Annotated in this window: 22 protein-coding genes; 17 read left to right on the top strand and 5 right to left on the bottom strand. The window is 61.1% G+C overall.

Annotated features, from left to right (window positions below):
* The first annotated feature begins 187 nt into the window (after positions 1 to 187).
* The 7 genes from prfB (at position 188) to ACVHNU_RS02040 (ending at position 7,112) form a co-directional block, all read left to right on the top strand.
* Positions 188 to 1,283, top strand: a protein-coding gene (prfB, locus tag ACVHNU_RS02010; RefSeq protein WP_103485386.1) for a peptide chain release factor 2 whose coding sequence is annotated in 2 segments (ribosomal slippage) — positions 188 to 259 and positions 261 to 1,283 — 1,095 coding nt in all. Because the reading frame shifts where the segments join, the coding sequence is not laid out codon by codon here.
* Between the two features lie 112 nt (positions 1,284 to 1,395).
* On the top strand, positions 1,396 to 2,898 hold the full coding sequence (gene lysS, locus ACVHNU_RS02015; RefSeq protein WP_473018901.1) for a lysine--tRNA ligase: 1,503 nt from the start codon (positions 1,396 to 1,398) through the stop codon (positions 2,896 to 2,898).
* A 105-nt stretch (positions 2,899 to 3,003) separates the two neighbouring features.
* On the top strand, positions 3,004 to 3,717 hold the full coding sequence (locus ACVHNU_RS02020) for a TetR/AcrR family transcriptional regulator (protein ID WP_003222051.1): 714 nt from the start codon (positions 3,004 to 3,006) through the stop codon (positions 3,715 to 3,717).
* Positions 3,718 to 3,876: 159 nt separating this feature from the next.
* Entirely contained in the window at positions 3,877 to 4,431 is a 555-nt protein-coding gene (locus ACVHNU_RS02025) for a hypothetical protein (protein WP_473018902.1), read from the top strand.
* A gap of 24 nt (positions 4,432 to 4,455) precedes the next feature.
* Positions 4,456 to 5,733 carry a flavohemoglobin expression-modulating QEGLA motif protein gene (locus tag ACVHNU_RS02030; protein ID WP_003222055.1) on the top strand — a complete coding sequence of 426 codons (1,278 nt, stop codon included), beginning with the start codon at positions 4,456 to 4,458 and terminating at the stop codon, positions 5,731 to 5,733.
* A gap of 147 nt (positions 5,734 to 5,880) precedes the next feature.
* The gene (locus tag ACVHNU_RS02035; protein WP_473018903.1) at positions 5,881 to 6,786 is read left to right on the top strand and encodes an alpha/beta hydrolase; all 906 of its coding nucleotides are present in this window, start codon (positions 5,881 to 5,883) and stop codon (positions 6,784 to 6,786) included.
* Positions 6,783 to 7,112 carry a hypothetical protein gene (locus ACVHNU_RS02040; protein WP_003222058.1) on the top strand — a complete coding sequence of 110 codons (330 nt, stop codon included), beginning with the start codon at positions 6,783 to 6,785 and terminating at the stop codon, positions 7,110 to 7,112. Before ACVHNU_RS02035 ends, ACVHNU_RS02040 begins: the two co-directional genes overlap by 4 nt.
* A 174-nt stretch (positions 7,113 to 7,286) precedes the next feature.
* Here ACVHNU_RS02040 and lptF read toward each other — a convergent pair whose 3' ends face one another.
* The 3 genes from lptF to ACVHNU_RS02055 form a co-directional block, all read right to left on the bottom strand.
* On the bottom strand, positions 7,287 to 8,075 hold the full coding sequence (gene lptF, locus ACVHNU_RS02045; RefSeq protein ID WP_003222060.1) for a lipotoxin F family OmpA-related lipoprotein LptF: 789 nt from the start codon (positions 8,073 to 8,075) through the stop codon (positions 7,287 to 7,289).
* A gap of 56 nt (positions 8,076 to 8,131) precedes the next feature.
* Positions 8,132 to 8,536, bottom strand: coding sequence for a DUF4398 domain-containing protein (locus ACVHNU_RS02050; protein WP_003222062.1), 405 nt, complete (start codon positions 8,534 to 8,536; stop codon positions 8,132 to 8,134).
* 366 nt (positions 8,537 to 8,902) lie between these two features.
* Positions 8,903 to 9,247 carry a hypothetical protein gene (locus ACVHNU_RS02055; protein WP_003222064.1) on the bottom strand — a complete coding sequence of 115 codons (345 nt, stop codon included), beginning with the start codon at positions 9,245 to 9,247 and terminating at the stop codon, positions 8,903 to 8,905.
* Positions 9,248 to 9,460: 213 nt separating this feature from the next.
* Between ACVHNU_RS02055 and ppc the strand changes: the two genes are divergently transcribed.
* The 7 genes from ppc (at position 9,461) to ACVHNU_RS02090 (ending at position 16,838) form a co-directional block, all read left to right on the top strand.
* On the top strand, positions 9,461 to 12,091 hold the full coding sequence (ppc, locus tag ACVHNU_RS02060) for a phosphoenolpyruvate carboxylase (RefSeq protein WP_473018904.1): 2,631 nt from the start codon (positions 9,461 to 9,463) through the stop codon (positions 12,089 to 12,091).
* Positions 12,092 to 12,381: 290 nt separating this feature from the next.
* Entirely contained in the window at positions 12,382 to 13,029 is a 648-nt protein-coding gene (gene adk / locus ACVHNU_RS02065; protein ID WP_003222067.1) for an adenylate kinase, read from the top strand.
* Between the two features lie 93 nt (positions 13,030 to 13,122).
* Positions 13,123 to 13,797: a tRNA (adenosine(37)-N6)-threonylcarbamoyltransferase complex dimerization subunit type 1 TsaB gene (gene tsaB, locus ACVHNU_RS02070; protein WP_473018905.1), complete on the top strand. Its 675-nt coding sequence runs from the start codon at positions 13,123 to 13,125 to the stop codon at positions 13,795 to 13,797.
* 310 nt (positions 13,798 to 14,107) lie between these two features.
* On the top strand, positions 14,108 to 14,416 hold the full coding sequence (locus tag ACVHNU_RS02075) for a hypothetical protein (RefSeq protein ID WP_003222071.1): 309 nt from the start codon (positions 14,108 to 14,110) through the stop codon (positions 14,414 to 14,416).
* The gene (locus ACVHNU_RS02080) at positions 14,416 to 15,276 is read left to right on the top strand and encodes a DUF72 domain-containing protein (RefSeq protein WP_103368432.1); all 861 of its coding nucleotides are present in this window, start codon (positions 14,416 to 14,418) and stop codon (positions 15,274 to 15,276) included. Before ACVHNU_RS02075 ends, ACVHNU_RS02080 begins: the two co-directional genes overlap by 1 nt.
* 30 nt (positions 15,277 to 15,306) lie before the next feature.
* Entirely contained in the window at positions 15,307 to 16,143 is an 837-nt protein-coding gene (locus ACVHNU_RS02085) for an isocitrate lyase/PEP mutase family protein (protein WP_003222073.1), read from the top strand.
* A gap of 2 nt (positions 16,144 to 16,145) precedes the next feature.
* The gene (locus tag ACVHNU_RS02090; RefSeq protein WP_473018906.1) at positions 16,146 to 16,838 is read left to right on the top strand and encodes an extensin-like domain-containing protein; all 693 of its coding nucleotides are present in this window, start codon (positions 16,146 to 16,148) and stop codon (positions 16,836 to 16,838) included.
* A 4-nt stretch (positions 16,839 to 16,842) separates the two neighbouring features.
* Here the strand turns inward: ACVHNU_RS02090 and ACVHNU_RS02095 are convergent, their stop codons facing one another.
* A complete protein-coding gene (locus ACVHNU_RS02095; protein ID WP_473020048.1) occupies positions 16,843 to 17,463 on the bottom strand; it encodes an energy transducer TonB in 621 nt (206 codons plus the stop codon).
* 93 nt (positions 17,464 to 17,556) lie between these two features.
* Here ACVHNU_RS02095 and ACVHNU_RS02100 point away from each other — a divergent pair, with 93 nt between their 5' ends.
* The gene (locus tag ACVHNU_RS02100; RefSeq protein WP_103485395.1) at positions 17,557 to 18,339 is read left to right on the top strand and encodes a class I SAM-dependent methyltransferase; all 783 of its coding nucleotides are present in this window, start codon (positions 17,557 to 17,559) and stop codon (positions 18,337 to 18,339) included.
* Between the two features lie 105 nt (positions 18,340 to 18,444).
* Here the strand turns inward: ACVHNU_RS02100 and ACVHNU_RS02105 are convergent, their stop codons facing one another.
* Positions 18,445 to 19,080 carry a TetR/AcrR family transcriptional regulator C-terminal domain-containing protein gene (locus ACVHNU_RS02105; protein ID WP_473018907.1) on the bottom strand — a complete coding sequence of 212 codons (636 nt, stop codon included), beginning with the start codon at positions 19,078 to 19,080 and terminating at the stop codon, positions 18,445 to 18,447.
* A gap of 94 nt (positions 19,081 to 19,174) precedes the next feature.
* Between ACVHNU_RS02105 and ACVHNU_RS02110 the strand changes: the two genes are divergently transcribed.
* Positions 19,175 to 20,275, top strand: a complete 1,101-nt coding sequence (locus tag ACVHNU_RS02110) for an efflux RND transporter periplasmic adaptor subunit (protein ID WP_473018908.1) — start codon at positions 19,175 to 19,177, stop codon at positions 20,273 to 20,275.
* 6 nt (positions 20,276 to 20,281) lie between these two features.
* Entirely contained in the window at positions 20,282 to 23,350 is a 3,069-nt protein-coding gene (locus tag ACVHNU_RS02115) for an efflux RND transporter permease subunit (RefSeq protein ID WP_473018909.1), read from the top strand.
* The last annotated feature ends 176 nt before the right edge of the window (positions 23,351 to 23,526 follow it).

Genomic DNA, 23,526 nt, shown 5'->3' on the forward strand with positions numbered 1-23,526 from the left:
GCGGAGTATCAGTCGACATCGATGCTTAATGACACACCGCCTTCGCGAGCAAGCCCGCTCCCACAGGGGATCTGCGTCAGGCCATGTCAAGTGAATCGCCTTAACAGCCGCCAGACGGGCTGCCGTGACAGCCTGATTACGTTATACTCGCCGGCTTTCAAAAGTTCGCCAACGAGTGCTGCCCGTCATGGAAATCAACCCGATCCTGAACACCATCAAGGACCTGTCCGAGCGCTCCGAAACTATTCGGGGGTATCTTTGACTACGATCAAAAGCATGAGCGTCTGACCGAGGTCAATCGCGAGCTTGAAGATCCGAGTGTCTGGAACAAACCTGAATACGCCCAGGAGCTGGGCCGCGAGCGCTCGGCGCTGGCGCAGATCGTCGATACCCTCGACGAACTGAACGGCGGTCTGGCCGATTGCCGCGACCTGCTGGACATGGCTGTCGAAGAAAACGACGAAGGTGCAGTGGGCGATGTCGTCGCCGAACTGGCCCGTCTCGAGGAAAACCTCGCCAAGCTTGAATTCCGCCGCATGTTCAGCCACGAGATGGATCCGAACAACGCCTACCTGGACATCCAGGCCGGCTCCGGCGGTACCGAGGCCCAGGACTGGGCCAACATCCTGCTGCGCATGTACCTGCGCTGGGCGGACAAACGCGGTTTCGACGCGACCATCATGGAGCTGTCGGCCGGTGAAGTCGCTGGTATCAAAGGTGCGACCGTGCACATCAAGGGCGAATACGCCTTTGGCTGGCTGCGTACCGAGATCGGCGTGCACCGTCTGGTGCGCAAGAGCCCGTTCGACTCCGGCAACCGTCGCCACACCTCGTTCTCTGCTGTTTTCGTCTCGCCAGAGATCGACGACAAGGTCGAAATCGAAATCAACCCGGCAGACCTGCGGATCGACACCTATCGTTCCTCCGGTGCCGGTGGTCAGCACGTAAACACCACCGACTCGGCCGTACGTATCACCCACGTACCGACCAACACCGTGGTCAGCTGCCAGAACGAACGTTCCCAGCACGCCAACAAGGACACCGCCATGAAAATGCTGCGGGCCAAGTTGTACGAGCAGGAAATGCAGAAGCGCAACGCCGCTTCCCAGGCGCTGGAAGACACCAAGTCGGACATCGGCTGGGGTCACCAGATCCGTTCGTACGTGCTCGACGCGTCGCGGATCAAGGACCTGCGCACCAACATCGAACGCAGCGACTGCGACAAGGTGCTCGACGGCGACATCGACGAATACCTGGAAGCCAGCCTGAAATCGGGGCTGTAAAAGACGCACACAGGGGCGCTGATGCAACGCGATCCCTGTAGGAGCCAGCCCTGCTGGCGATTCCCGGGCCGCCAGGCCCGGGGGCAACGAACCTGATGGAATATCTAAAGACATGAGCGACCAACAACTCGACCCGCAAGCCCTGCAACAGGAAGAAAACTCGCTGATCGCCCTGCGCAAGGAAAAGCTGGCTGCCGAGCGCGCCAAGGGCAACGCCTTCCCGAACGACTTCCGCCGCGAAAACTACTGCGAAGATCTGCAGAAGAAGTACGCGGACAAGACCAAGGAAGAGCTGGCCGAGGCTGCTATCCCGGTCAAGGTTGCCGGTCGCATCATGCTCAACCGTGGCTCGTTCATGGTGATCCAGGACATGACCGGTCGCATCCAGGTCTACGTCAACCGTAAAACCCTGTCCGAAGACACCCTGGCCGCCGTCAAGACCTGGGACATGGGCGACATCATTGCCGCCGAAGGCACCCTGGCGCGTTCCGGCAAGGGCGACCTGTACGTCGAAATGTCCAATGTGCGCCTGCTGACCAAGTCGCTGCGCCCGCTGCCGGACAAGCACCACGGCCTGACCGACACCGAACAGCGCTACCGTCAGCGTTACGTTGACCTGATCGTCAACGAAGACGTGCGCCAGACCTTCCGCGTACGCTCGCAAGTGATCGCGCACATCCGCAGCTTCCTGATGAAGCGCGACTTCCTCGAAGTCGAAACGCCGATGCTGCAGACCATTCCTGGCGGCGCCGCAGCCAAGCCGTTCGAAACCCACCACAACGCGCTCGACATGGAAATGTTCCTGCGTATCGCGCCTGAGCTGTACCTCAAGCGTCTGGTGGTTGGCGGTTTCGAAAAAGTGTTCGAGATCAACCGCAACTTCCGTAACGAAGGCGTTTCGACTCGTCACAACCCTGAATTCACCATGTTGGAGTTCTATCAGGCTTACGCCGACTACGAAGACAACATGGACCTGACCGAAGAACTGTTCCGCGAACTGGCGCAGCTGGTTCTGGGCAGCACCGACGTGCCGTACGGCGACAAGGTGTTCCACTTCGGCGAGCCGTTTGCCCGTCTGTCGGTGTTCGACTCGATCCTCAAGTACAACCCTGAGCTGACCGCCGATGACCTGAACGACATCGACAAGGCCCGCGCCATCGCCAAGAAGGCCGGCGCCAAGGTGCTGGGCTTCGAGGGTCTGGGCAAGCTGCAGGTGATGATTTTCGAAGAGCTGGTCGAGCACAAGCTGGAGCAGCCGCACTTCATCACTCAGTACCCGTTCGAAGTGTCGCCGCTGGCCCGTCGTAACGACGAGAACCCGAACGTCACCGACCGTTTCGAGCTGTTCATCGGCGGCCGTGAAATCGCCAACGCCTACTCCGAGTTGAACGACGCGGAAGACCAGGCCGAGCGCTTCATGGCGCAGGTGGCCGACAAGGACGCCGGCGACGACGAAGCCATGCACTACGACGCCGACTTCGTGCGTGCGCTGGAGTACGGCATGCCGCCAACGGCCGGTGAAGGCATCGGCATCGACCGTCTGGTGATGTTGCTGACCAACTCGCCGTCGATCCGCGATGTGATCCTGTTCCCGCACATGCGACCGCAAGCGTAAACGTTTCAGTTAAAAAGCCGCCTAAAACAGGCGGCTTTTTATTGCCTGTCTGGTACAAATGTATCAATTGGTTACTTTTGAAATAGCAGAGGAAGTCCAGTCGTGATGGTTGCAATCGCTCAAGAAGGTGCAGCGGGTATCGCCACTGCGGTCGCTGAAAGTGTTCAGTACCAGGGCCGCAAGGCCAGCCGACAGGGCAGCGAGCAGCGTCGTCAGGACATTCTCGACGCGGCGATGCGCATCGTCGTGCGTGACGGCGTGCGTGCCGTACGCCACCGGGCCGTGGCGGCCGAGGCCGGTGTGCCGCTGTCGGCCACCACCTATTACTTCAAGGATATCGATGACCTGCTCACCGATACCTTCGCTCAATACGTCGAGCGCAGCGCGGCCTACATGGCCAAGCTGTGGATCAACAACGAAGGCCTGCTGCGCGAGATGGTCGTCAGTGGCGACGGCAGCCCCGAGTCGCGCTCGAAACTGGCGGATGACATCGCGCGGCTGATGGCTGACTACGTGCACCGGCAACTGGTCAACCGCCGCGAGCACCTGATGGCCGAGCAGGCGTTCCGCCAGGAAGCGCTGCTCAACCCGCGGCTGGCGGATCTGGTGCGCTCCCATCAGCAGATTCTGCTGCAGGGCACCTGCCAGTTGTTCCAGGTACTGGGCTCGCGTGAACCGCAGCAAGATGCCAAGGTGTTGACGGCGATTATCGGACGGATGGAATATCAGGGCCTGCTCAACGACGCCGAGCCTTTGGCCGAACAGGACATGCTCGGGATTCTGACGCGGTATATGCATCTGGTCCTCGCCTCGGTGTGACAGCTGATGGAGATCCCCTGTGGGAGCGGGCTTGCTCGCGAAGGCGGTATCACATTCAACGCTTCAGTTGACTGACCCGCCGCCTTCGCGAGCAAGCCCGCTCCCACAAGGGGACTGAGCCGGATCATCAGGGCGACGCGTGTTCATAGGGAGTGTTGAATGAAAGCCTGGCGTGGCGTGCTGATCGCCTTGTCGTTCCTGCTGCTCAGTGGCTGTCTGGTGACCTTCAAGGATCCGCTGCCTGCCAGTGCCCCGGCGCCCAAGGGGTTGCTGGGCACATGGTCGAGCACCAATGCCTGGGGCGAGCCGATGAACCTTGAGCTGACCCGCGTCGGCACTGATCGCTATCAGGCCATCACCTGGTTCAAGGCCAGACCCCACGAGCGCGAGGCGTACCCGTTCACCGTGTCGCACCATGGCAGTCGCTGGTATCTGTCGGCGAAAGTGCCGGCGCGTTACGGTGGCCAATACACCATCGCCGGTTTCGAACTCACCGACAAACACGAACTGGTGGTGTACAGCCTCGACCTCGAACAGATCAATCAGGCGATCAAACAGAAAAACCTCGACGGTCAGCCATTCCCGACCGACGATGGTGACGGCGTACAGGTCGACAGCAGTCTCGACAAGGTCTTTGCTTACCTCGACGATCCGGCCAATTCCGATGCCTTCGTCGAAGCCGCGCGCTATCAGCGCCAGGCCCGCGCCAAATAATTCAGTTTTCTACAGGAGTTTCGGGTGGACGATTACCAGCAGACGATACGCACGCTGTCCGATCGCATTGTGCTGGCGCAGACGCCGATCCGCGTGCTCGACGCGGTGAAGTGGGACGAGAATATCCGCAAGGGTTTTCTCAAGGCCAAGGGCAAGGAAATGCCGGCGGTGGATCGCGACTATTACCTCAATCGGCCGCTGTCCTTCGATTCGAGCAAGGTCAAACTGGAATTCCAGAACATCGAGCGCGACATCACCCGCCAGCTCGGCCAGTTCAACCCGGTCGGGCAGATCATGCGGCGCATGTGCAAGGAATACCGCATGGTGGTGCGCATGCTCGAAGCGCGTGGCACCGAGGATTTCGGCCTGATCTCGCAAGAGCTGTATGGCGCCGCCTCCGATGCGTTTCACGCCGGCGACCCGACCCTGGCCGACCTCGGCCTGATGATGTCCGACTACCTGAACAACATTGATGGCCGGGGCGACCTGAAGGACGAGCCGAAGATCCTCACCGCCAAGGACGCCGTGCACCTGCTGCAAACCCGTTTGAACAAGGTGTTCGGCGAGGCCGAGGAAACCATCCGCGTGTTCGAGTCCGACGGGATTGTCGCCGACGCGGCGGCGGGCGCCGACTACATCAAGATCCGCACCGACGCGCTGTTCAACGACCGCGACGTGCGCGCACTGGAAGTCCACGAAGGCCTGGTGCATGTCGGCACCACCCTCAACGGTCTGAACCAGCCGATCTGCACCTTCCTGTCCAAGGGCCCGCCCTCGTCGACGGTGACCCAGGAAGGTCTGGCGATCCTGATGGAAATCATCACCTTCGCCTCCTACCCGAGTCGCCTGCGCAAGCTGACCAACCGTACCCGCGCGATTCACATGGTCGAGGAGGGCGCGGACTTCTTGCAGGTGTTCGAGTTCTTCCGCGAGCAGGGTTTTGAAATGGCCGAAAGCTACGGCAACGCCAGTCGGGTGTTCCGTGGTTCGACGCCGACCGGCCTGCCATTTACCAAAGACTTGTCCTATCTCAAGGGCTTTATCATGGTTTACAACTACATTCAGTTGGCCGTGCGTAAAGGCAAGCTCGAACAGGTGCCGCTGCTGTTCTGCGGCAAGACCACCCTGGAAGACATGCGTACCCTGCGTCAGTTGGTCGATGAAGGTCTGGTGGTACCGCCCAAGTATTTGCCGGAACAGTTTCGCGACATGAACGCGCTGTCGGCGTGGATGTGCTTCTCCAACTTCCTCAATCACCTGAGCCTGGACCGGATCGAGGCGGATTACTCCAATATCCTCTAGGCGATGAGTTACCCCTGTGGGAGCGAGCTTGCTCGCGAAAGCGGTCTGCAATTCAGCCTGAATGTCGACTGATACTCCGCCTTCGCGAGCAAGCTCGCTCCCACAGGGTCATGTGTTTTGCTAATTTCCTTCGCGAGGTTTCACCGGATGAGAATCCTCGGCATCCTTTGCCTGCTCCTGACCCTCGGCGGTTGCAGTTCGCTGTTGTTCTACCCTGAGCCGGGCCAGATCTTCACCCCGGAAAAAGCCAAGCTCGAATACCGTACCGTCACGCTGACCACGGTTGACGGCCTCAAGCTCAACGCCTGGTGGCTGCCGGCCAAACCCGGGGTCGAGGTCAAGGGCACGGTTCTGCACCTGCACGGCAATGGCGGCAATCTGCCGATGCACCTCGGCGGCAGTTGGTGGTTGCCGAAAAATGGCTATCAGGTGCTGCTGGTGGACTATCGCGGGTATGGCTTGTCGGAGGGTGAACCGAGCCTGCCGGCGATCTATCAGGACATCGACGCCGCGTTCGCCTGGCTGGATCAGGCGCCCGAGGTCAAAGGCAAGCCGCTGATCCTGCTCGGTCAGAGCCTCGGCGGCTCAATGGCTGTGCATTGGCTGGCGCAGCACCCCGAGCGGCAAAAACAGCTCAAGGCTTTCGTGCTCGATGGTGTGCCCGCCAGTTACCGCAGCGTCGGCCAGTACGCCCTCAGCACCTCATGGCTGACCTGGCCGTTCCAGGTGCCCCTGTCGTGGCTGGTGCCGGACGGCGACAGCGCCATCCACTCGATGCCGCAGCTCAAGGGCGTGCCGAAACTGATCTTTCACAGCATCGACGACCCACTGGTGCCAATGTCCAACGCCATCCGCCTGTATCAGGCAGCGCCGCCACCGCGTGTGCTGCAACTGACCCGCGGCGGCCACGTGCAGACCTTCGGCGACCCGGTCTGGCGCCAGGTGATGCTGCGTTATCTGGAAGACCCCGAGCATTTCAACGGCCTGCGCCGCCTCGGCGAGATCCCGAACTACCCGCAACCCCCGAATTCTGAAAATGAGAGTCCGCAATGACTGAAGAACGTAACGCCATCCCGCTGATCATCACCGGTATCTGCAGCATCCTCGGCACGGTTGGGGCGCTGTGGTACTACGGTTACCTGCACTTCGCGAAACCCGAGGATGCGCTGCTGCTCAACGAATTCACCATGCTCAAGACCGTGCCGGGCGAAGACTACAAAATCTCGCTGGACCCGGCGCCGCAAGTGGCGCAGTGCATCGATGGCGTGCTGGTGCTGTTTGATACCGAGCAGAAAGGCCTGACCGGTGTGCTGATCAACGCGCAGAAAAAAGCCGTGCGCTGCATGGGGCAGGAAACCCCGCAGAAACTCGAGCAATAACCCGATCAAAACTGTGGGAGCGGGCTTGCTCGCGAAAGCGGTGTGTCAGTCACTCTATATTCCGACTGATCCACCGCTTTCGCGAGCAAGCCCGCTCCCACAGGGGAATATGTATGGCCAAAAAAAGCCCCGCCTGACTCAGTCAGGCGGGGCTTTTGCGTTACTGCGTGACGCTTAGTTCGAGCTGACGGCCGAACGTGGCAGCACTGGCTGGTTGTCGTTGGAAATGGTCACTTCCACACGACGGTTCATCGCACGGCCCGAGACGCTGCCGTTGTCGGCAACCGGGTATTCCTTGCCATAACCCTGAACCACGATGCGCGAAGGATCTACGCCCATCTTGATCAGTGCGACTTGAACCGAGGTCGCACGACGCTCGGACAGCGACTGGTTGTAAGACGCCGCGCCGGTGCTGTCGGTGTAGCCTTCGACGATCACTTTGCGATCAGGGTTTTCCTGGAGGAATTGCGCCAGTTTGTTGATGTTCACCAGACCGCTGGATTTCAGGTCAGCCTTGTTGGTGGCGAACAGCACGTCACCGAAGGTCACCAGGGTACCGCGATCAGTCTGCTTGGCGTTCAGGCTGTTCTGCAGCTGTTTGATCTGCTGATCGCGAGCGTCCAGACGGGCCTGGGCACGTTGCGCGGCAGCGTTCTTCAGGTTGTTTTCAGCGGTGCGCAGGGCGATGGTCTGCTTGGCCACTTCCACGCGCTGGTTGGTCAGGTAGGCCAGTTGGTCAACCTTGGCAGCGTCTTGCTTGTCCAGATAAGCCTTGTCAGCCTTGTCCAGGTAATCGCTGGCGTCCTTGGTTTCCAGGGCAGCGACTTTGCTGGCTTGCGGGTTGGCCTGCAGGCCGGCGTAGTTGGTGCGCGCCTGTTCCAGGTTCGGGTTAGGCGGAGTGGAGCAGGCAGCCAGGGCAACGCTTGCGGCCAGAAGAGCGGGGATCATCAGTTGCTTACGCATAATTTGTCGTCCTTTCTATCTATAAAAGTTTCAGCTTTGCGATTCGGGATGCGCGCTTACTGCACGGTGCGCTGACTTTCCTGACGCAGTTCCTGAACACCTTTCTGGGAATCCTTCAGAGCCTGTTCGGCCTTGGCGGCCTGAGCCTTGCGTTCTGCTACACGCGCATCCCATTCGGCCTGTTCGGCGAGGGTGCGAGCCTGTTCATACTTCTTGTCGTGCATGGCGATTTCGGCTTGTTTCAGCTTGTCCTGCGCCTGCTTCATTTCCACCGCAGCAAACTCGGTACCACCGGCGCTGACGGCGCTGTTGACCGCCGATTGGGTCACGGCGTACTGCTCGGTCGGTGGGTTACCGGCGCAACCGGCCAGAACGAAGCTGGTACCGATAGCCAGAGCAGCCAGTTTCAGACCGCGCAGGTGGGAGAACGAGGTTTGGGTCTTCATGGTCTTCAACTCCATTGTTTAACTCCTGATAAAACTGAAAATCCATCCTGGTCGAGGAGCCGCGAGCGTCGTGTAAAGCGAGTTTTTGAAACGCTCGTTCCAGGCGTGGTTACAGCTTCCGACCGGAGGCGTTTTTCAAAAGTTCAGAAAAGATGGCCTATCGCCAAATTTTTTTTTGACCAAACGGACAAGGCTCTAAACCGGGAACTTTGGAGGCGGGGAGAGGTACGCGCGGGGTAAAAAGTGTGGGATTTTTGAAGTTCAATACAGCCAATGTGGGAGCGAGCTTGCTCGCGAATGCGGTGAATCAGTCGCTATCAATGTCGGCTGAAATACCGCATTCGCGAGCAAGCCCGCTCCCACAGTTTGATCTTTGTTGTGTCAGTGTTTTTGCTTGCCGGCAGCGGCGGACAAGTCCTGCAGATGCCGGCGAGAAAGCGCCAGAAACCGCGGTGTCGGCCCGACGTCTTCGTACAGCGGATCACCTTCCTCATCGGTGGCGACCACGGTCGAACCTTTCACATACGGCAGGCTCGCCTCGAATTCTTCGAGCGCGGCGCCGATCAGTTCGCCGAGCAGTTCTTCCGGGTGGCGTTTGGGGTACATCTCGGCAATCGCCGCCAGCCGCGCAGCGGCCTCGACGTCCAGATGAATCGTGTAGCCGGTGTCGGTCAGGCGACCCTTGGCGTTTTCTTCCCAATGCTGGGCGAGTTCACGAATTTTCATGATGACCTCATTTCGCGCCTGCTCGTGGCAGGCCTGGGTGAGTGTCCGGCGGGGCCGGCGGCAAGCCGTTGTACGGCTTGCTATTGAGACTAGCTCCAAGCCCCAAGGTTTAAAGTCCCTTCGTCGTCTGCTTGTAAGAAGCGCCGTAGAGCGGCACTCTCTGGGCAAAGCATTCGTTTCTGAGCCGTCCCGATTACCGCTGGAGAACTGCTGATGACCGATATTGATGCACGCTTGCGCGAGGACGTTCACCTGTTGGGTGAGCTGTTGGGCAATACCATCCGCGACCAGTACGGCGAGGAATTTCTCGACAAGATCGAGCAGATCCGCAAGGGCGCCAAGGCCGACCGGCGTGGCTCGATGGACGCCGAACTCAGCGCCAGCCTCAATCAGTTGAGCGAAGACGAACTGCTGCCGGTGGCGCGGGCGTTCAACCAGTTTCTCAACCTGGCGAACATCGCCGAGCAGTATCAATTGATTCATCGTCGCGAAGAGTCGCAGCCGGCGCCGTTCGAATCCCGCGTGCTCCCGGAACTGCTCGCCCGCCTGCGCAACGAAGGCCACAGCGCCGAATCCCTGGCCCGGCAACTGGCGCGCCTGGAAATCGAACTGGTGCTGACCGCGCACCCCACTGAAGTGGCGCGGCGCACGTTGATCCAGAAATACGATGCGATCGCCGGACAACTGGCGGCACAGGATCATCGCGACCTGACCAGCGCCGAGCGCGAGCAGATCCAGAACACCCTGCAACGGCTGATCGCCGAAGCTTGGCACACCGAAGAAATCCGCCGCACCCGGCCGACCCCGGTCGACGAGGCCAAGTGGGGGTTTGCGGTGATCGAACACTCGCTGTGGCAGGCGATTCCCAACCACATGCGCAAGGCCGACCAGGCGTTGTTTGCTGCCACCGGCTTGCGTTTGCCGCTGGAGGCGGCGCCGATCCGCTTTGCTTCGTGGATGGGCGGCGACCGTGACGGCAACCCGAACGTCACGGCAGCGGTGACCCGCGAGGTGCTGTTGCTGGCGCGCTGGATGGCTGCCGATCTGTACCTGCGCGATGTCGATCACCTCGCTGCTGAACTGTCGATGCAGCAGGCCAGCGACGCGCTCAAGGCCAAGGCCGGCGACAGCGCCGAACCCTATCGGGCGGTGCTCAAGCAATTGCGCGAACGCCTGCGCGCCACGCGCAACTGGGCACAGGCGTCGCTGACGGCCAACACGCCGGCACCGGCTGACGTGTTGCACAACAACCGCGATCTGCTAGATCCGCTGGAACTGTGTTTCAACTCGTTGCACGAATGCGGCATGGGCGTGATCGCTGACGGACCGTTGCTCGATTGCCTGCGCCGGGCGGTGACCTTCGGCCTGTTCCTGGTGCGCCTCGATGTGCGTCAGGATTCGACGCGACACAGCTCGGCAATGACCGAAATCACCGATTACCTCGGCCTCGGTCGCTACGAAGACTGGGACGAAGAACAGCGCATCAGCTTCCTCACCCGCGAATTGAGCAATCGTCGGCCACTGCTCCCGGCGCATTTCAAACCGTCCGCCGACACCGCTGAAGTGCTCGCCACCTGCAAGGAAATCGCTGCCGCACCGAGTGCATCGCTGGGTTCCTACGTGATCTCGATGGCAGGCGCCGCCTCCGACGTGCTGGCGGTGCAACTGCTGCTCAAAGAGTCCGGTGTGCTGCGGCCGATGCGCGTGGTGCCGCTGTTCGAAACCCTCGCCGACCTCGACAACGCCGGGCCGGTGATGGAACGTCTGTTGCTGCTGCCGGGTTACCGCGCCAGGCTGCAAGGCCCGCAGGAAGTGATGATCGGTTATTCCGACTCTGCCAAGGATGCCGGCACCACCGCTGCGGCGTGGGCGCAATATCGCGCCCAGGAGCGGCTGGTGGAGATCTGCCGCGAGCAGCAAGTCGAACTGCTGTTGTTCCATGGTCGCGGTGGCACCGTGGGCCGTGGCGGCGGTCCGGCGCACGCGGCGATCCTGTCGCAGCCGCCGGGGTCGGTGGCGGGGCGCTTCCGCACCACCGAGCAGGGCGAAATGATTCGATTCAAATTCGGCCTGCCGGACATCGCCGAGCAGAACCTCAATCTGTATCTGGCTGCCGTGCTGGAAGCGACGTTGTTGCCACCACCGCCACCGACGCCCGAATGGCGCCATCTGATGGATGAACTGGCCGCCGACGGCGTCGCCGCGTATCGCGCCGTGGTGCGGGAAAATCCGCAGTTCGTCGAGTATTTCCGCCAATCGACGCCGGAGCAGGAGTTGGGACGTCTGCCCCTCGGCAGCCGCCCAGCCAAGCGCCGTGCCGGTGGCATCGAAAGTCTGCGGGCGATTCCGTGGATTTTCGGCTGGACCCAGACCCGTCTGATGCTGCCGGCCTGGCTCGGCTGGGAAACCGCGTTGAGCAAGGCGCTGGCGCGTGGCGAGGGCGAACTGCTCGGGCAGATGCGCGAACAGTGGCCGTTCTTCCGCACCCGTATCGACATGCTGGAAATGGTTCTGGCCAAGGCCGACGCCGACATCGCGCTGTCGTACGATCAGCGTCTGGTCGAGCCGGACTTGCTGCCGTTGGGCGCGCAGTTACGCGACCTATTGTCGCAGGCGTGCGCGGTGGTACTCGGCCTGACCGGCCAGTCGCAGCTGCTGGCACATAGCCCGGACACCCTGGAATTCATCCGTCTGCGCAACACCTATCTCGATCCGCTACATCTATTGCAGGCCGAACTGTTGGCCCGTTCGCGGCAACAGAATGTCGAGCAGGGCAGCCCGGTGGAACAGGCGCTGCTGGTGTCTGTGGCGGGGATCGCCGCCGGTTTGCGTAATACCGGCTAAGGTTTTTGCTGTCGTGTCAGGCGCCCGGTGCACAGGCCGGGTGTCGCTTTGTATACGGCGAGCAAGTGCGGGCAGGCGACAGTTAGTGATGGGGTTGCGACTTGGCTCACCGGCTCGCAAGGTCGCGGCAGGCGGCGGTTTCTCCGACTTTTGGCGTCTTGTGTGGGCGCAGCCTGCTGTGTATCTTGATCAGCCTTTGGCCGTTTGTGCGGCCACGACCCATATTTTTAAGATCCGCCCCAAGAGGCGAATCCTGTTGTTTTCTATATAAAAAATTGAGGAGCACATCGATGCGCGTCATTCTGCTGGGAGCTCCCGGGGCCGGTAAAGGTACTCAGGCTAAGTTCATCACCGAGAAATTCGGCATTCCGCAAATCTCCACCGGCGACATGCTGCGTGCTGCGGTCAAGGCCGGCACTCCGCTGGGCGTTCAAGCCAAGAGCATCATGGATGCCGGCGGTCTGGTGTCGGATGACCTGATCATCGCGCTGGTGCAGGATCGCATCGCTCAACCAGACTGCGCCAACGGCTTTCTGTTCGACGGTTTCCCGCGCACCATTCCACAGGCCGAAGCACTGGTAACCGCCGGTGTCGAGCTGGACGCCGTGGTTGAAATCGCTGTTGAGGACGAAGAAATCGTTCAGCGTATCGCTGGTCGTCGCGTTCACGAGGCCAGCGGCCGCGTTTACCACATCGTCTACAACCCGCCGAAAGTGGCTGGCAAAGACGACGTTACCGGCGACGATCTGGTGCAGCGCAAGGACGACACCGAAGAAACCGTGCGTCATCGCCTGTCGGTCTACCATTCGCAGACCAAGCCGCTGGTGGACTTCTACCAGAAGCTCTCCGCTGCCAACGGCAAGCCGAAGTACAGCCACATCCCGGGCGTTGGTTCGGTGGAAGCGATCACCGCCAAGGTGCTCGAAGCGCTGAGCTGAAAAAGCTGATTGGCTGCATCATCCTCGGCCCGCTTGCGGGCCGTAGTTGTTTATACTGACGCACTTTTTCCACCACCTGTTTTGGATACATCGATGAGCACCTTGCTGGCCCTGGACACCGCGACCGAAGCTTGCTCCGTTGCCTTGCTGCATGACGGCAAGGTCACGAGCCATTACGAGGTGATCCCGCGTTTGCACGCGCAGAAACTGCTGCCGATGATCCAGCAACTGCTGGCCGATGCCGGCACCACGCTGCAAGCGGTGGACGCCATCGCGTTCGGTCGCGGGCCGGGTGCGTTTACCGGCGTGCGGATTGCCATCGGCGTGGTGCAGGGGCTGGCGTTCGCGCTGGATCGTCCGGTGCTGCCGGTGTCGAACCTGGCCGTACTGGCGCAACGTGCGTATCGCGAACACGGCGTGAGCCAGGTTGCGGCGGCCATTGATGCGCGGATGGATGAAGTGTATTGGGGCTGCTACCGCGAAACCGCGGGCGAGATGCGTCTGGTCGGTGTCGAAGCGGTACTGCCGCCGGAAGTGGCGGCATTGCCGGCCGATGCCAGCGGCGAATGGTTCGGTGCCGGTACCGGTTGGGGCTATGGTGAGCGGATCGCGGTCAGTCTGTCCGGTCAGGAAGCCGGCATGCTGCCTCACGCTGAAGACCTGCTGACCCTGGCGCGGTTTGCCTGGGAACGCGGTGAGTCGATCCCGGCCGATGATGCGCAACCGGTTTATCTGCGCGATAAAGTCGCCACCCCGAAGGCTCGCTGATTTATCTGGATGTTTGCAATTCCCCTGTGGCGAGGGAGCTTGCTCCCGCTCGGCTGCGCAGCAGTCGTACACGTTTCTGGCTCGGACGCTGAGATTATTGGGGCCGCTTCGCAGCCCAGCGGGAGCAAGCTCCCTCGCCACAAAAGCACTCACGCAGAATTCAGTGCCTTATTACAAATTCTGCCAATCGTCAGTTTCCAACCCCGGGCTTTAAACCTTTTACGCTTTATGTGTTCTAGTTATCACTCGGCAGTTTGCTAAGTCGGTCAAGTGCCGCTAAATTGCCATCATCGATACCGAGCATGAATTTATGCGTATAGACGGCCTCTCCTCTCAGTCCTACCCCATCAAGCGCAAGCCTCGCAAAGGCAATGTGGCGCTGGATGAATCCGTCGACGATATCGACGGCGAGCTGGAATTCCCGACTGAAGAGCAACTGGCCGCCCGCGCTGCCAAAGCCTCCGCACAACGCCTTGCCAATCTGCCTGCCCGTCAGCAAGACATGATTTATCACCGCGCCATGAGCAAAAGCGTAGCAATGGCCCTGGCCAGCTACCTGAGCACCGCCGGTTTTGTCGATTGGGATGCGGATGTGTTGGGCCTCGACTTGTACATCTGATGGATCTGCCTTACTACCTCGGTTGCCCGTCCTGGAGTGAAAACGCCTGGCGCGAGTATCTGTACCCCGAAGACGCCAAGACCTCCGACTTCCTCGCTCTCTACTCCCAAGTGTTCAACGCCGTCGAAGGCAACACGACCTTCTACGCCAGCCCGTCGCCGGCCACCGTGCAGCGTTGGGCCGAGACCATGCCCGAACACTTTCGCTTCACCGCCAAGTTTCCCGGCGACATCAGCCACAGCGGTGACCTGCGCGATCAACTGACCGCCGCCGAAACTTTCGTAAACCTGCTCAGCCCGCTCGGCGAACGTGTTTCGCCGCTGTGGCTGCAATTGTCGAAAAGCTTCACCCCGCATCGACTGCCGGAGCTGACCGCGTTCATCGACGCGCTGGACCGGCCGCTGGCGGTGGAAGTGCGTCACGAACAGTTCTTTGCCAAGGGTGAGAGCGAACGCCTGCTCAATCGCTTGCTGCTCGACCGTGGCGTAGAACGCATCTGCCTCGATCCACGGGCGCTGTTCAGTTGCCTGTCGACCGAGTCTTCGGTGATCCACGCGCAATCGAAAAAGCCCCGGGTACCGACCCGTCCGGCGGCGTTCACCCAGTTCCCGCAGGTGCGCTTCATCGGCCACCCCGAGCTTGAGGCTAACGACCCGTTCCTGGTGCCATGGGTGGCGAAAATTGCCGAGTGGATCGAAGAGGGCCGCACGCCCTATATCTTCCTGCACACCGCCGACAACGTCATGGCGGCGAAGCTGGCGCAACGTTTTCACGCACAATTGATGCAACGTTTGCCTGGCCTGCCATCCCTGCCTGAGCTATACAGAGAACCCGCCGCCGAGCAACTCGGCTTGCTCTGAGGCGGATTTTCCCTGCTCAGGAGCCTGCCGATGGATGCCCACGCCCGTAACGAACAAGCCCGCAAAGCCCAAGCCTTCAAAGCCCTGCATGAAGGTGTGGGGATTTTCGTGATTCCCAACCCGTGGGATGCCGGCTCGGCGAAGATGCTCGCCAGTCTGGGCTATCAGGCGCTGGCGACCACCAGTGCCGGTTACGCGTTTTCTCAAGGCAAGGCCGACGGCGCCTTGAGTCTCGATGACACCCTGGCCAATGTCCGGGCAATTGTCGCGGCCACCGATCTGCCGGTGGCGGTGGACCTGGAAAACGGTTTCGCCGATGACCCGGCCGAGTGCGCCAAAAGCTTGCTGCGTGCCGCCGAGGCCGGCGCGGTGGGCGGTTCGATCGAGGACGCCACGGGCCGTGCCGACGCACCGATTTACTGCTTTGAACATGCCGTGGCACGTATCGAAGCCGCCGTCGCCGCCGTGCGCACACTGCCATTTCCCTTCACCCTGACCGCCCGCGCGGAAAACTACCTGCACGGCAATCCCGATATCCACGACACCATTCGCCGCCTGCAAGCCTTCGCCGAGGCCGGCGCCGACGTGCTATACGCGCCAGGTTTGCGTAACGCCGAAGAAGTGCTGGCGGTGGTGCGCGCAGTGGCGCCGAAGCCGGTCAATGTGTTGATGTCCGGCGGTTTGAAACTGACCGTGAAGGAGCTCGAAGAAATGGGCGTGCGGCGCATCAGTACCGGTTCGGCACTGGCCCTGGCGGCGTTCGGTGAGTTCTTCCGCGCGGCAGAAGAAATCCAGCAGCACGGCACGTTCGGCTTCACGTCGCAATCGATGCCGTACGCCAAGGCCAATCAATTTTTCAAAGGCTGAGCATGGGCCGCTGGATCGCGCTGTCGGTACTGTTGGTGATTGCTGGCGCCGTGGTCAGCGTCTGGCGCGGCTGGCTCGACGTACCGGCCGAGTGGAATCCGTGGGCGCCGCTGGACGTGAAGGCCGCGCCGAACTGGCTGACCGGTTTCAAACTGATGCGCCTGCGCGGCAATCCCGAGTTATGCGCACAAGTCCTGAGCAGCTCGGGTCTGCGCGTCACAGCGCAAGCCGACAGCCCCGACGCCAAGTGTCCTTTGGTTGACGCCGTGCGCGTGCAGGGCGGCGAGGTGGCGCTGAGCAGCAGCTTCCTCGCCAGTTGCCCGCTGGCGGTGGCTTACGCGATGTTTGAGCGGCATACCCTGCAACCCGCCGCGCAATCTGTTTACGGGCAGAGGGTGGCGCGGCTTGATCACCTCGGCAGCTTTGCCTGTCGCAATGTCTATAACCGCGAGAGCGGGGCGCTCAGCCGGCATGCCAGTGCCGATGCGCTGGACATTGCCGGTTTTCGTCTGGCGGACGGGCGCAGCATCAGCGTGCTCAAGGACTGGCCGAAGCAGAATCAGGACGCACGGTTTCTGCGGCAGGTGCGCGACGGCGCCTGCGAGGCGTTCAGTGTGGTGTTGAGTCCGGATTACAACGCCGCCCATCGCAATCACTTCCATGTCGATGTCGGGCGCTGGAGCGTGTGTCGCTGAGGTGTCAGGCGGCGAGGCGCAGGTTCTGCAGGACGATCGGGCGCGCCCAGCCGTTATCGAAGTTCAGTGCCTTCTGTTGCTCGGCAATTTCTTCCGGCGGGAACGGCGGATAAGGTTTTTGCAGCAGATCGAGATCGAATTCGGCAATCGGCAGGTACAGCGGCTTTTTCTGCGGCGCCGGGCCAGGCTCTGGCACAGGCTGACCGTTGTTGATCACGATCGGCCGGACCCAACTGCTGTCGAAATCCTGCTGCTCTTGCTGAGCCTTGAGTTCTTCTGGCGGGAACGGTGGGAACGGCTTGTCCAGCAGGTCGGTTTCGAACTCGGCGATCGGCAGGAACAGCGGCTCCGGCGGACGCACTTCGGTGTCGACCACGTCGCACTGACGCTGCTCGACGATGTGCGCGTGCAGCTCGCTGCCCAGGGTCGGTTCTTCCGGGCTGTTCAGGTCAACCGGTGGAAAGGTGCCACAGGCCGGCACCACATCACTCGTCTGTTCGGCCAGAGCCTGGGCAAAGAAATCCTGCCACAGGTGACTGACGCCGCCCAATGCTTGAGTGTTATGACGGCTGAAGTCGCCCTTGGGCGAAATGTAGCCAATCGATGTGGGAAGAATGCCTGACATTTTTTTCGGTTGACGCTCAGCTCTGGCAAAATGCGCGTTGATTGGTTTATCGGCCACTTTTTGCCGATCCTTAACTTTTTTGAGCGTGTTTTCATGATTGAGCAACCCGCGGCCTGCCGCATCCATGTCCAGGCCCTTGCCCCGACGTTTGAAGCGCAGGCCGAGCAGTGGGCCGAGCGGCTGGGCCTGCCGCTGCAGGTGGCCGACGGCGAGTTCGCCTTGCAGGTCGGCGAGCAGGGTTTGCAGCTGCAACAGCTCGGCCCGGATGCACCGGGGCCGGTGCGCGTGGACTTCGTCGAGGGTGGCGCGGCGCATCGGCGTCTGTACGGTGGCGGCAGCGGGCAGATGATCGCCAAGGCGGTCGGCATCGCCCAGGGCGTGCGCCCACGGGTGCTGGATGCCACGGCGGGGCTGGGCAAGGACGCGTTCGTGCTGGCCAGTCTGGGCTGCGAGATGAGCCTGATCGAGCGTCAGCCGTTGATCGGCGCGTTGCTGGAGGATGGTCTGGCGCGGGCGGCGGAAGATTTCGACGTGGCGCCGATTGTCGCGCGGATGAAGCTGCTCAAGGGCAACTCCATCGAAGTCATGCGCAACTGGGAGGGCGAGCCGCCGCAGGTGATCTACCTCGACCCGATGTTCCCGCACCGCGAGAAAACCGCGCTGGTGAAGAAGGAAATGCGCCTGTTCCGGCCACTGGTCGGGGATGATCCGGATGCACCGGCGCTGCTCGAAGCGGCATTGGCACTGGCGACGCATCGGGTGGTGGTCAAGCGTCCGCGCAAGGCGCCGTGCATCGAGGGGCCGAAACCGAGCCATGCGCTGGATGGCAAATCCAGTCGGTATGACATCTACCCGAAGAAAGCGTTGAAACCCTGAGACCGAGTTGCGTCCATTCGCGAGCAAGCTCGCTCCCACATTTGAAATGCAATCCAATGTGGGAGCGAGCTTGCTCGCGAAGGCGTCCGCAAAAACACCGCAGAATCAGGGCCGATACGCCCGCATGAACAACCCCACCACTTCCTGCACATGACTCTCTGAAGCCTCTTCGCTCAGCGGCTCACCGCAGCAATACAGCAAGCGAAAATTCCCCGCGCCCTTGATCAGGCAGAAGAAATGCTCGGCCGCATTACGCGACTGATCGATGCGCAGCGCGCCGGTTTCGTCGATGCGTTTCAGCAGCCGCTCCATCCCTTGCACCATGCGCTCGGGACCGGCTTCGAAGAAAATCTGCGACAGCTTCGGATCTTGCGTACCCAGCGCCATCATCAAGCGGTGCAGATTCACCGACTCGTCGCTGTTGATCAGCTGATGAAAGCCCCGGGCAATGTTCAGCAACACTTTTTCCACGGGGATTCCGGCGGGCAATTCGAAGAACAGCGGCGGTAGTTGCTCCTCGCATTTGGCCATCACGGCGGAGGAGAACAGCGTCTCCTTGTCGTTGAAATGGCTGTAAACCGTCAGTTTCGACACGCCAGCCTCGGCGGCGACCGCGTCCATGCTGGTGTTGGCGTAGCCGTGACTCAGAAACAGGGTTTTCGCCGCATCGAGGATCGCCCGGCGCTTGGCCGGGTCCTTCGGACGGCCCGGGCCGTTTGGAGCTGAAAGATTGTTCGACATTCTTCGCTTTTAATACTGGACTGGTGAGTTTGCTATTAATACCATACCGGCCAGTATAAATATTCCAAGCACCATTAGCGAAAGGTCCGTCACCATGTTCCGCCATGCGTTGTCGTTTGCCGTGCCAGTCAGCCTGGCTTTTTTATTGTCCGCGTGCGGTCAGGAAGAGGCGACGCAAGTCAGCGTTCGACCGGCCATGGTGGTGCAGCCAGAGCCTTCGGCGCAGGCGATGGAAAGTTATCCGGGCGAAGTGCGCGCTCGCTACGAACCCGATCTGGCGTTCCGCATTGGCGGCAAAGTCAGCCGACGACTGGTCGAGGAAGGCCAGCGCGTCAAGGCCGATCAGCCACTGGCTGAACTCGATCCGCAGGATGTGCGCCTGCAGCTGGAAGCCACCCGCGCACAGGTCGCCGCCGCTGAAGCCAATCTGAATCTGGTGCGCGCCGAGCGTGACCGCTACAAGACCCTGATGGAGCGGCAGATGGTCAGCCGTTCCGCCTATGACAATGCGGAAAACCTCTACCGCTCCGGCGAAGCCCGTCTCAAGCAGATCAAAGCCGAATTCAACGTCTCGACCAACCAGGCCAGTTACGCCGTGCTGCGCGCACCGCAGGACGGCGTGGTGGCCAAGCGTTCGGTGGAAGTCGGGCAAGTGGTTGCCGCCGGGCAAACCGTGTTCACCCTCGCCACTGATGGCGAGCGCGAAGTGTCGATCAGCCTGCCGGAGCAGAGCTTCGGACGGTTCAAGGTCGGCCAGTCAGTGACCGTTGAACTGTGGACCCAGCAGAACCAGCGCTTCGCCGGGCAGATTCGTGAACTGTCGCCGGCAGCCGATCCGAAATCCCGCACCTTCGCTGCACGCATCTCGTTCACCAGTGGCAAAGTCCCGGCGGAACTCGGCCAGAGCGCCCGGGTGTTTGTGCAATCGGCGGATGCCGTGCCGCTGTCGGTGCCGCTCTCGGCGCTCACCGCGGAAAACGGCGCGACCTACGTCTGGGTCGTCAGCGCCAATAACACCCTGAAAAAGACCCCGGTGCGCATCGGCCCGTTCGGCGAGAAAAGCGTGCCGGTGCTCGAAGGCCTCAACGCCAGCGACTGGGTAGTCGCCGCCGGCGTTCACGTATTGCTCGAAGGTCAGCAGGTGCGGCCTGTGGATCGCTCCAACCGTGTGGTCAATTTGGCGGACAAGGAGTAAGTCCCGATGCGCTTCAACCTTTCTGAATGGGCGCTGCGTAATCGCCAGATCGTACTGTTCCTGATGCTTTTGCTGGCCATCGTCGGCGCGTTGTCTTACACCAAACTCGGCCAGAGCGAAGACCCGCCGTTCACCTTCAAGGCCATGGTCATCCAGACCCGTTGGCCGGGGGCGACCGCGCAGGAAGTCTCGCGTCAGGTCACTGAACGCATCGAAAAGAAACTGATGGAAACCGGCGAATACGAACGCATCGTGTCGTTCTCCCGCCCGGGCGAGTCGCAGGTCACCTTTATTGCCCGCGACTCCATGCATTCTGTGGACATTCCCGACCTCTGGTATCAGGTGCGCAAGAAGGTCAGTGACATTCGCCAGACCTTGCCGCCGGGGATTCAAGGGCCGTTTTTCAACGATGAATTCGGCACCACCTTCGGCAATATCTACGCGCTGACCGGCGACGGTTTCGACTACGCGGTGCTCAAGGATTACGCCGACCGTATCCAGATCCAACTGCAACGGGTCAAGGATGTCGGCAAGGTCGATCTGCTTGGCTTGCAGGACGAGAAAATCTGGGTCGAGCTGTCCAACGTCAAACTCGCCACCCTTGGCTTGCCACTGGCGGCGGTACAGCAGGCGCTGGAAGAGCAGAACGCGGTGTCCACCGCCGGCTTTTTCGAGACCGGCAGCGAGCGTGTGCAGCTAAGGGTCTCGGGGAATTTTCAGACGGTCGACGAGATCAAGAATTTCCCGATCCGGGTCGGTGATCGGACGTTCCGCATCTCCGATGTCGCTGACGTGCGTCGCGGTTTCAACGATCCACCGGCGCCCCGCATGCGCTTCATGGGCGAAGACGCCATCGGTCTTGCGGTGGCGATGAAGGACGGCGGCGACATTCTGGTGCTGGGTAAAGCGCTGGAGGGCGAATTCTCGCGCCTGCAAAAGAACCTCCCGGCCGGCATGCAGCTGCGCAAGGTGTCCGACCAACCGGCAGCGGTGAAAACCGGTGTCGGCGAATTCGTCCAGGTGTTGGTCGAGGCGCTGGCGATCGTGTTGCTGGTGAGCTTCTTCTCCCTCGGTGTGCGCACCGGCATGGTGGTCGCGCTGACCATTCCACTGGTGCTGGCGATGACGTTCGCCTGCATGTATTACCTCGGCATCGGTCTGCACAAGATCTCTCTCGGCGCGCTGGTGCTGGCGTTGGGCTTGCTGGTGGACGACGCGATCATCGCCGTGGAAATGATGGCGATCAAAATGGAGCAGGGCTTCGACCGGATCAAGGCCGCCAGTTACGCCTGGACCAGTACCGCGTTCCCGATGCTCACCGGCACGCTGATCACCGCCGCCGGCTTCCTGCCGATTGCCACCGCGCAGTCCGGCACTGGCGAATACACCCGTTCGATCTTCCAGGTGGTGACCATCGCGTTGCTCGCCTCATGGGTGGCGGCGGTGATGTTCGTGCCGTATCTGGGGGAAAAACTCTTGCCGGATCTGGCGAAGATTCATGCGGCCAAACACGGCACGACTGACGGCCAGGCCGACCCGTATGGCACGCCGTTCTATCAACGGGTTCGACGTCTGGTGGAGTGGTGCGTGGCGCACCGCAAAACCGTGATTGTGCTGACAGTGGGGCTGTTTATTGCGTCGGTGATGCTGTTCCGTTTCGTCCCGCAGCAGTTCTTCCCGGCCTCCAATCGACTGGAATTGATGGTCGATCTGAAACTCGCTGAAGGGGCGTCGCTGGCCAACACCACGGCCGAGGTCAAACGCCTGGAAGCGATGCTCAAGGATCACGCCGGCATCGACAACTATGTGGCGTATGTCGGTACCGGTTCGCCGCGTTTCTACCTGCCGCTGGATCAACAACTGCCGGCGGCGAGCTTCGCCCAGTTTGTGGTGTTGGCGAAAAACATCGAGGAGCGCGAGACCCTGCGCACCTGGTTGATCGACACGTTGAACGAGCAATTCCCGGCCTTGCGTTCGCGGGTCACGCGTCTGGAAAACGGCCCGCCGGTTGGCTATCCGGTGCAGTTCCGCATCACCGGTGAGCACATCGAAGAGGTCCGCGCCTTGGCGCGCAAAGTGGCGGCCAAGGTGCGCGAGAACCCGCACGTGGTCAACGTGCACCTGGATTGGGAAGAACCGAGCAAGGTGGTGTACCTGAACATCGATCAGGACCGTGCCCGGGCGCTCGGTGTGAGCACGGCCAATCTGGCGAAATTCCTCCAGAGTTCGCTGACGGGTTCGAGTGTCAGCCAGTACCGCGAGGACAACGAACTGATCGAGATTCTGCTGCGCGGCACCGTGCATGAGCGCACCGAGTTGTCGCTGTTGCCGAGCCTGGCGGTGCCGACCGATAACGGGCGCAGTGTGGCGTTGTCGCAGATTGCCACGCTGGAATATGGGTTTGAGGAAGGCGTCATCTGGCATCGCAATCGGTTGCCAACGGTGACGGTGCGCGCGGACATTTACGGCAAGGAGCAGCCGGCGACGCTGGTGCAGCAGATTCAGCCGACGCTGGATCCGATTCGCGCCGAATTGCCTGACGGGTATCTGCTGGATGTTGGCGGTACGGTGGAGGACTCGGAGCGTGGGCAGAAGTCGGTGAATGCCGGGGTGCCAATGTTCATTGTGGTGGTGCTGACGTTGCTGATGGTGCAACTGCGCAGTTTTTCGCGCACGGCGATGGTGTTTCTGACGGCGCCGCTGGGGTTGATCGGGGTGGTGTTGTTTCTGATGGTGTTCCGCCAGCCGTTCGGGTTTGTGGCGATGCTGGGGACGATCGCACTGTCGGGGATGATCATGCGTAACTCGGTGATTCTGGTGGATCAGATCGAGCAGGATATTGCCTCTGGTCTTAAGCCTTGGCAGGCGATTATCGAGGCGACGGTGCGGCGGTTTCGGCCGATCGTTTTGACGGCTTTGGCGGCGGTGTTGGCGATGATTCCTTTGTCGCGCAGTGTGTTTTTTGGGCCGATGGCGGTGGCGATTATGGGGGGGTTGATTGTGGCTACGGCTTTGACGCTTTTGTTTTTGCCTGCTTTGTATGCGGCTTGGTTCAGGGTTCGTCGCGACGCTTGATGGTTTTGGACGTGGCGGCCTTTGGGCCGACCATGTTCCTGGGGTTTTGGGGGGTTATCCGTTTTTTGGGGTGTGGCGGCTGGCGGTTTCGCCCTTACGGCGAGTCACTTTTCCAGACGCCGAAAAGTAACCAAAAGGCTTGGCCCCGGCGTCCGGCCCTCGCTTAGGCTCGGGTT

This window comes from Pseudomonas sp. Ors-4-3C (genome assembly GCF_055755035.1).

Excerpts from the sequence above, each read along its gene's own strand:
- adk (WP_003222067.1), top strand. The coding sequence starts at position 12,382 with ATGCGCGTCATTCTGCTGGGAGCTCCCGGGGCCGGTAAAGGTACTCAG.
- lptF (WP_003222060.1), bottom strand. The coding sequence starts at position 8,075 with ATGCGTAAGCAACTGATGATCCCCGCTCTTCTGGCCGCAAGCGTTGCC.
- ACVHNU_RS02080 (WP_103368432.1), top strand. The coding sequence starts at position 14,416 with ATGGATCTGCCTTACTACCTCGGTTGCCCGTCCTGGAGTGAAAACGCC.
- ACVHNU_RS02025 (WP_473018902.1), top strand. The coding sequence starts at position 3,877 with ATGAAAGCCTGGCGTGGCGTGCTGATCGCCTTGTCGTTCCTGCTGCTC.
- ACVHNU_RS02100 (WP_103485395.1), top strand. The coding sequence starts at position 17,557 with ATGATTGAGCAACCCGCGGCCTGCCGCATCCATGTCCAGGCCCTTGCC.
- ACVHNU_RS02085 (WP_003222073.1), top strand. The coding sequence starts at position 15,307 with ATGGATGCCCACGCCCGTAACGAACAAGCCCGCAAAGCCCAAGCCTTC.
- ACVHNU_RS02050 (WP_003222062.1), bottom strand. The coding sequence starts at position 8,536 with ATGGAGTTGAAGACCATGAAGACCCAAACCTCGTTCTCCCACCTGCGC.
- ACVHNU_RS02035 (WP_473018903.1), top strand. The coding sequence starts at position 5,881 with ATGAGAATCCTCGGCATCCTTTGCCTGCTCCTGACCCTCGGCGGTTGC.
- ACVHNU_RS02040 (WP_003222058.1), top strand. The coding sequence starts at position 6,783 with ATGACTGAAGAACGTAACGCCATCCCGCTGATCATCACCGGTATCTGC.
- ppc (WP_473018904.1), top strand. The coding sequence starts at position 9,461 with ATGACCGATATTGATGCACGCTTGCGCGAGGACGTTCACCTGTTGGGT.
- tsaB (WP_473018905.1), top strand. The coding sequence starts at position 13,123 with ATGAGCACCTTGCTGGCCCTGGACACCGCGACCGAAGCTTGCTCCGTT.
- ACVHNU_RS02020 (WP_003222051.1), top strand. The coding sequence starts at position 3,004 with ATGGTTGCAATCGCTCAAGAAGGTGCAGCGGGTATCGCCACTGCGGTC.
- ACVHNU_RS02055 (WP_003222064.1), bottom strand. The coding sequence starts at position 9,247 with ATGAAAATTCGTGAACTCGCCCAGCATTGGGAAGAAAACGCCAAGGGT.
- ACVHNU_RS02115 (WP_473018909.1), top strand. The coding sequence starts at position 20,282 with ATGCGCTTCAACCTTTCTGAATGGGCGCTGCGTAATCGCCAGATCGTA.
- ACVHNU_RS02075 (WP_003222071.1), top strand. The coding sequence starts at position 14,108 with ATGCGTATAGACGGCCTCTCCTCTCAGTCCTACCCCATCAAGCGCAAG.
- ACVHNU_RS02090 (WP_473018906.1), top strand. The coding sequence starts at position 16,146 with ATGGGCCGCTGGATCGCGCTGTCGGTACTGTTGGTGATTGCTGGCGCC.
- ACVHNU_RS02095 (WP_473020048.1), bottom strand. The coding sequence starts at position 17,463 with ATGTCAGGCATTCTTCCCACATCGATTGGCTACATTTCGCCCAAGGGC.
- ACVHNU_RS02110 (WP_473018908.1), top strand. The coding sequence starts at position 19,175 with ATGTTCCGCCATGCGTTGTCGTTTGCCGTGCCAGTCAGCCTGGCTTTT.
- ACVHNU_RS02105 (WP_473018907.1), bottom strand. The coding sequence starts at position 19,080 with ATGTCGAACAATCTTTCAGCTCCAAACGGCCCGGGCCGTCCGAAGGAC.
- lysS (WP_473018901.1), top strand. The coding sequence starts at position 1,396 with ATGAGCGACCAACAACTCGACCCGCAAGCCCTGCAACAGGAAGAAAAC.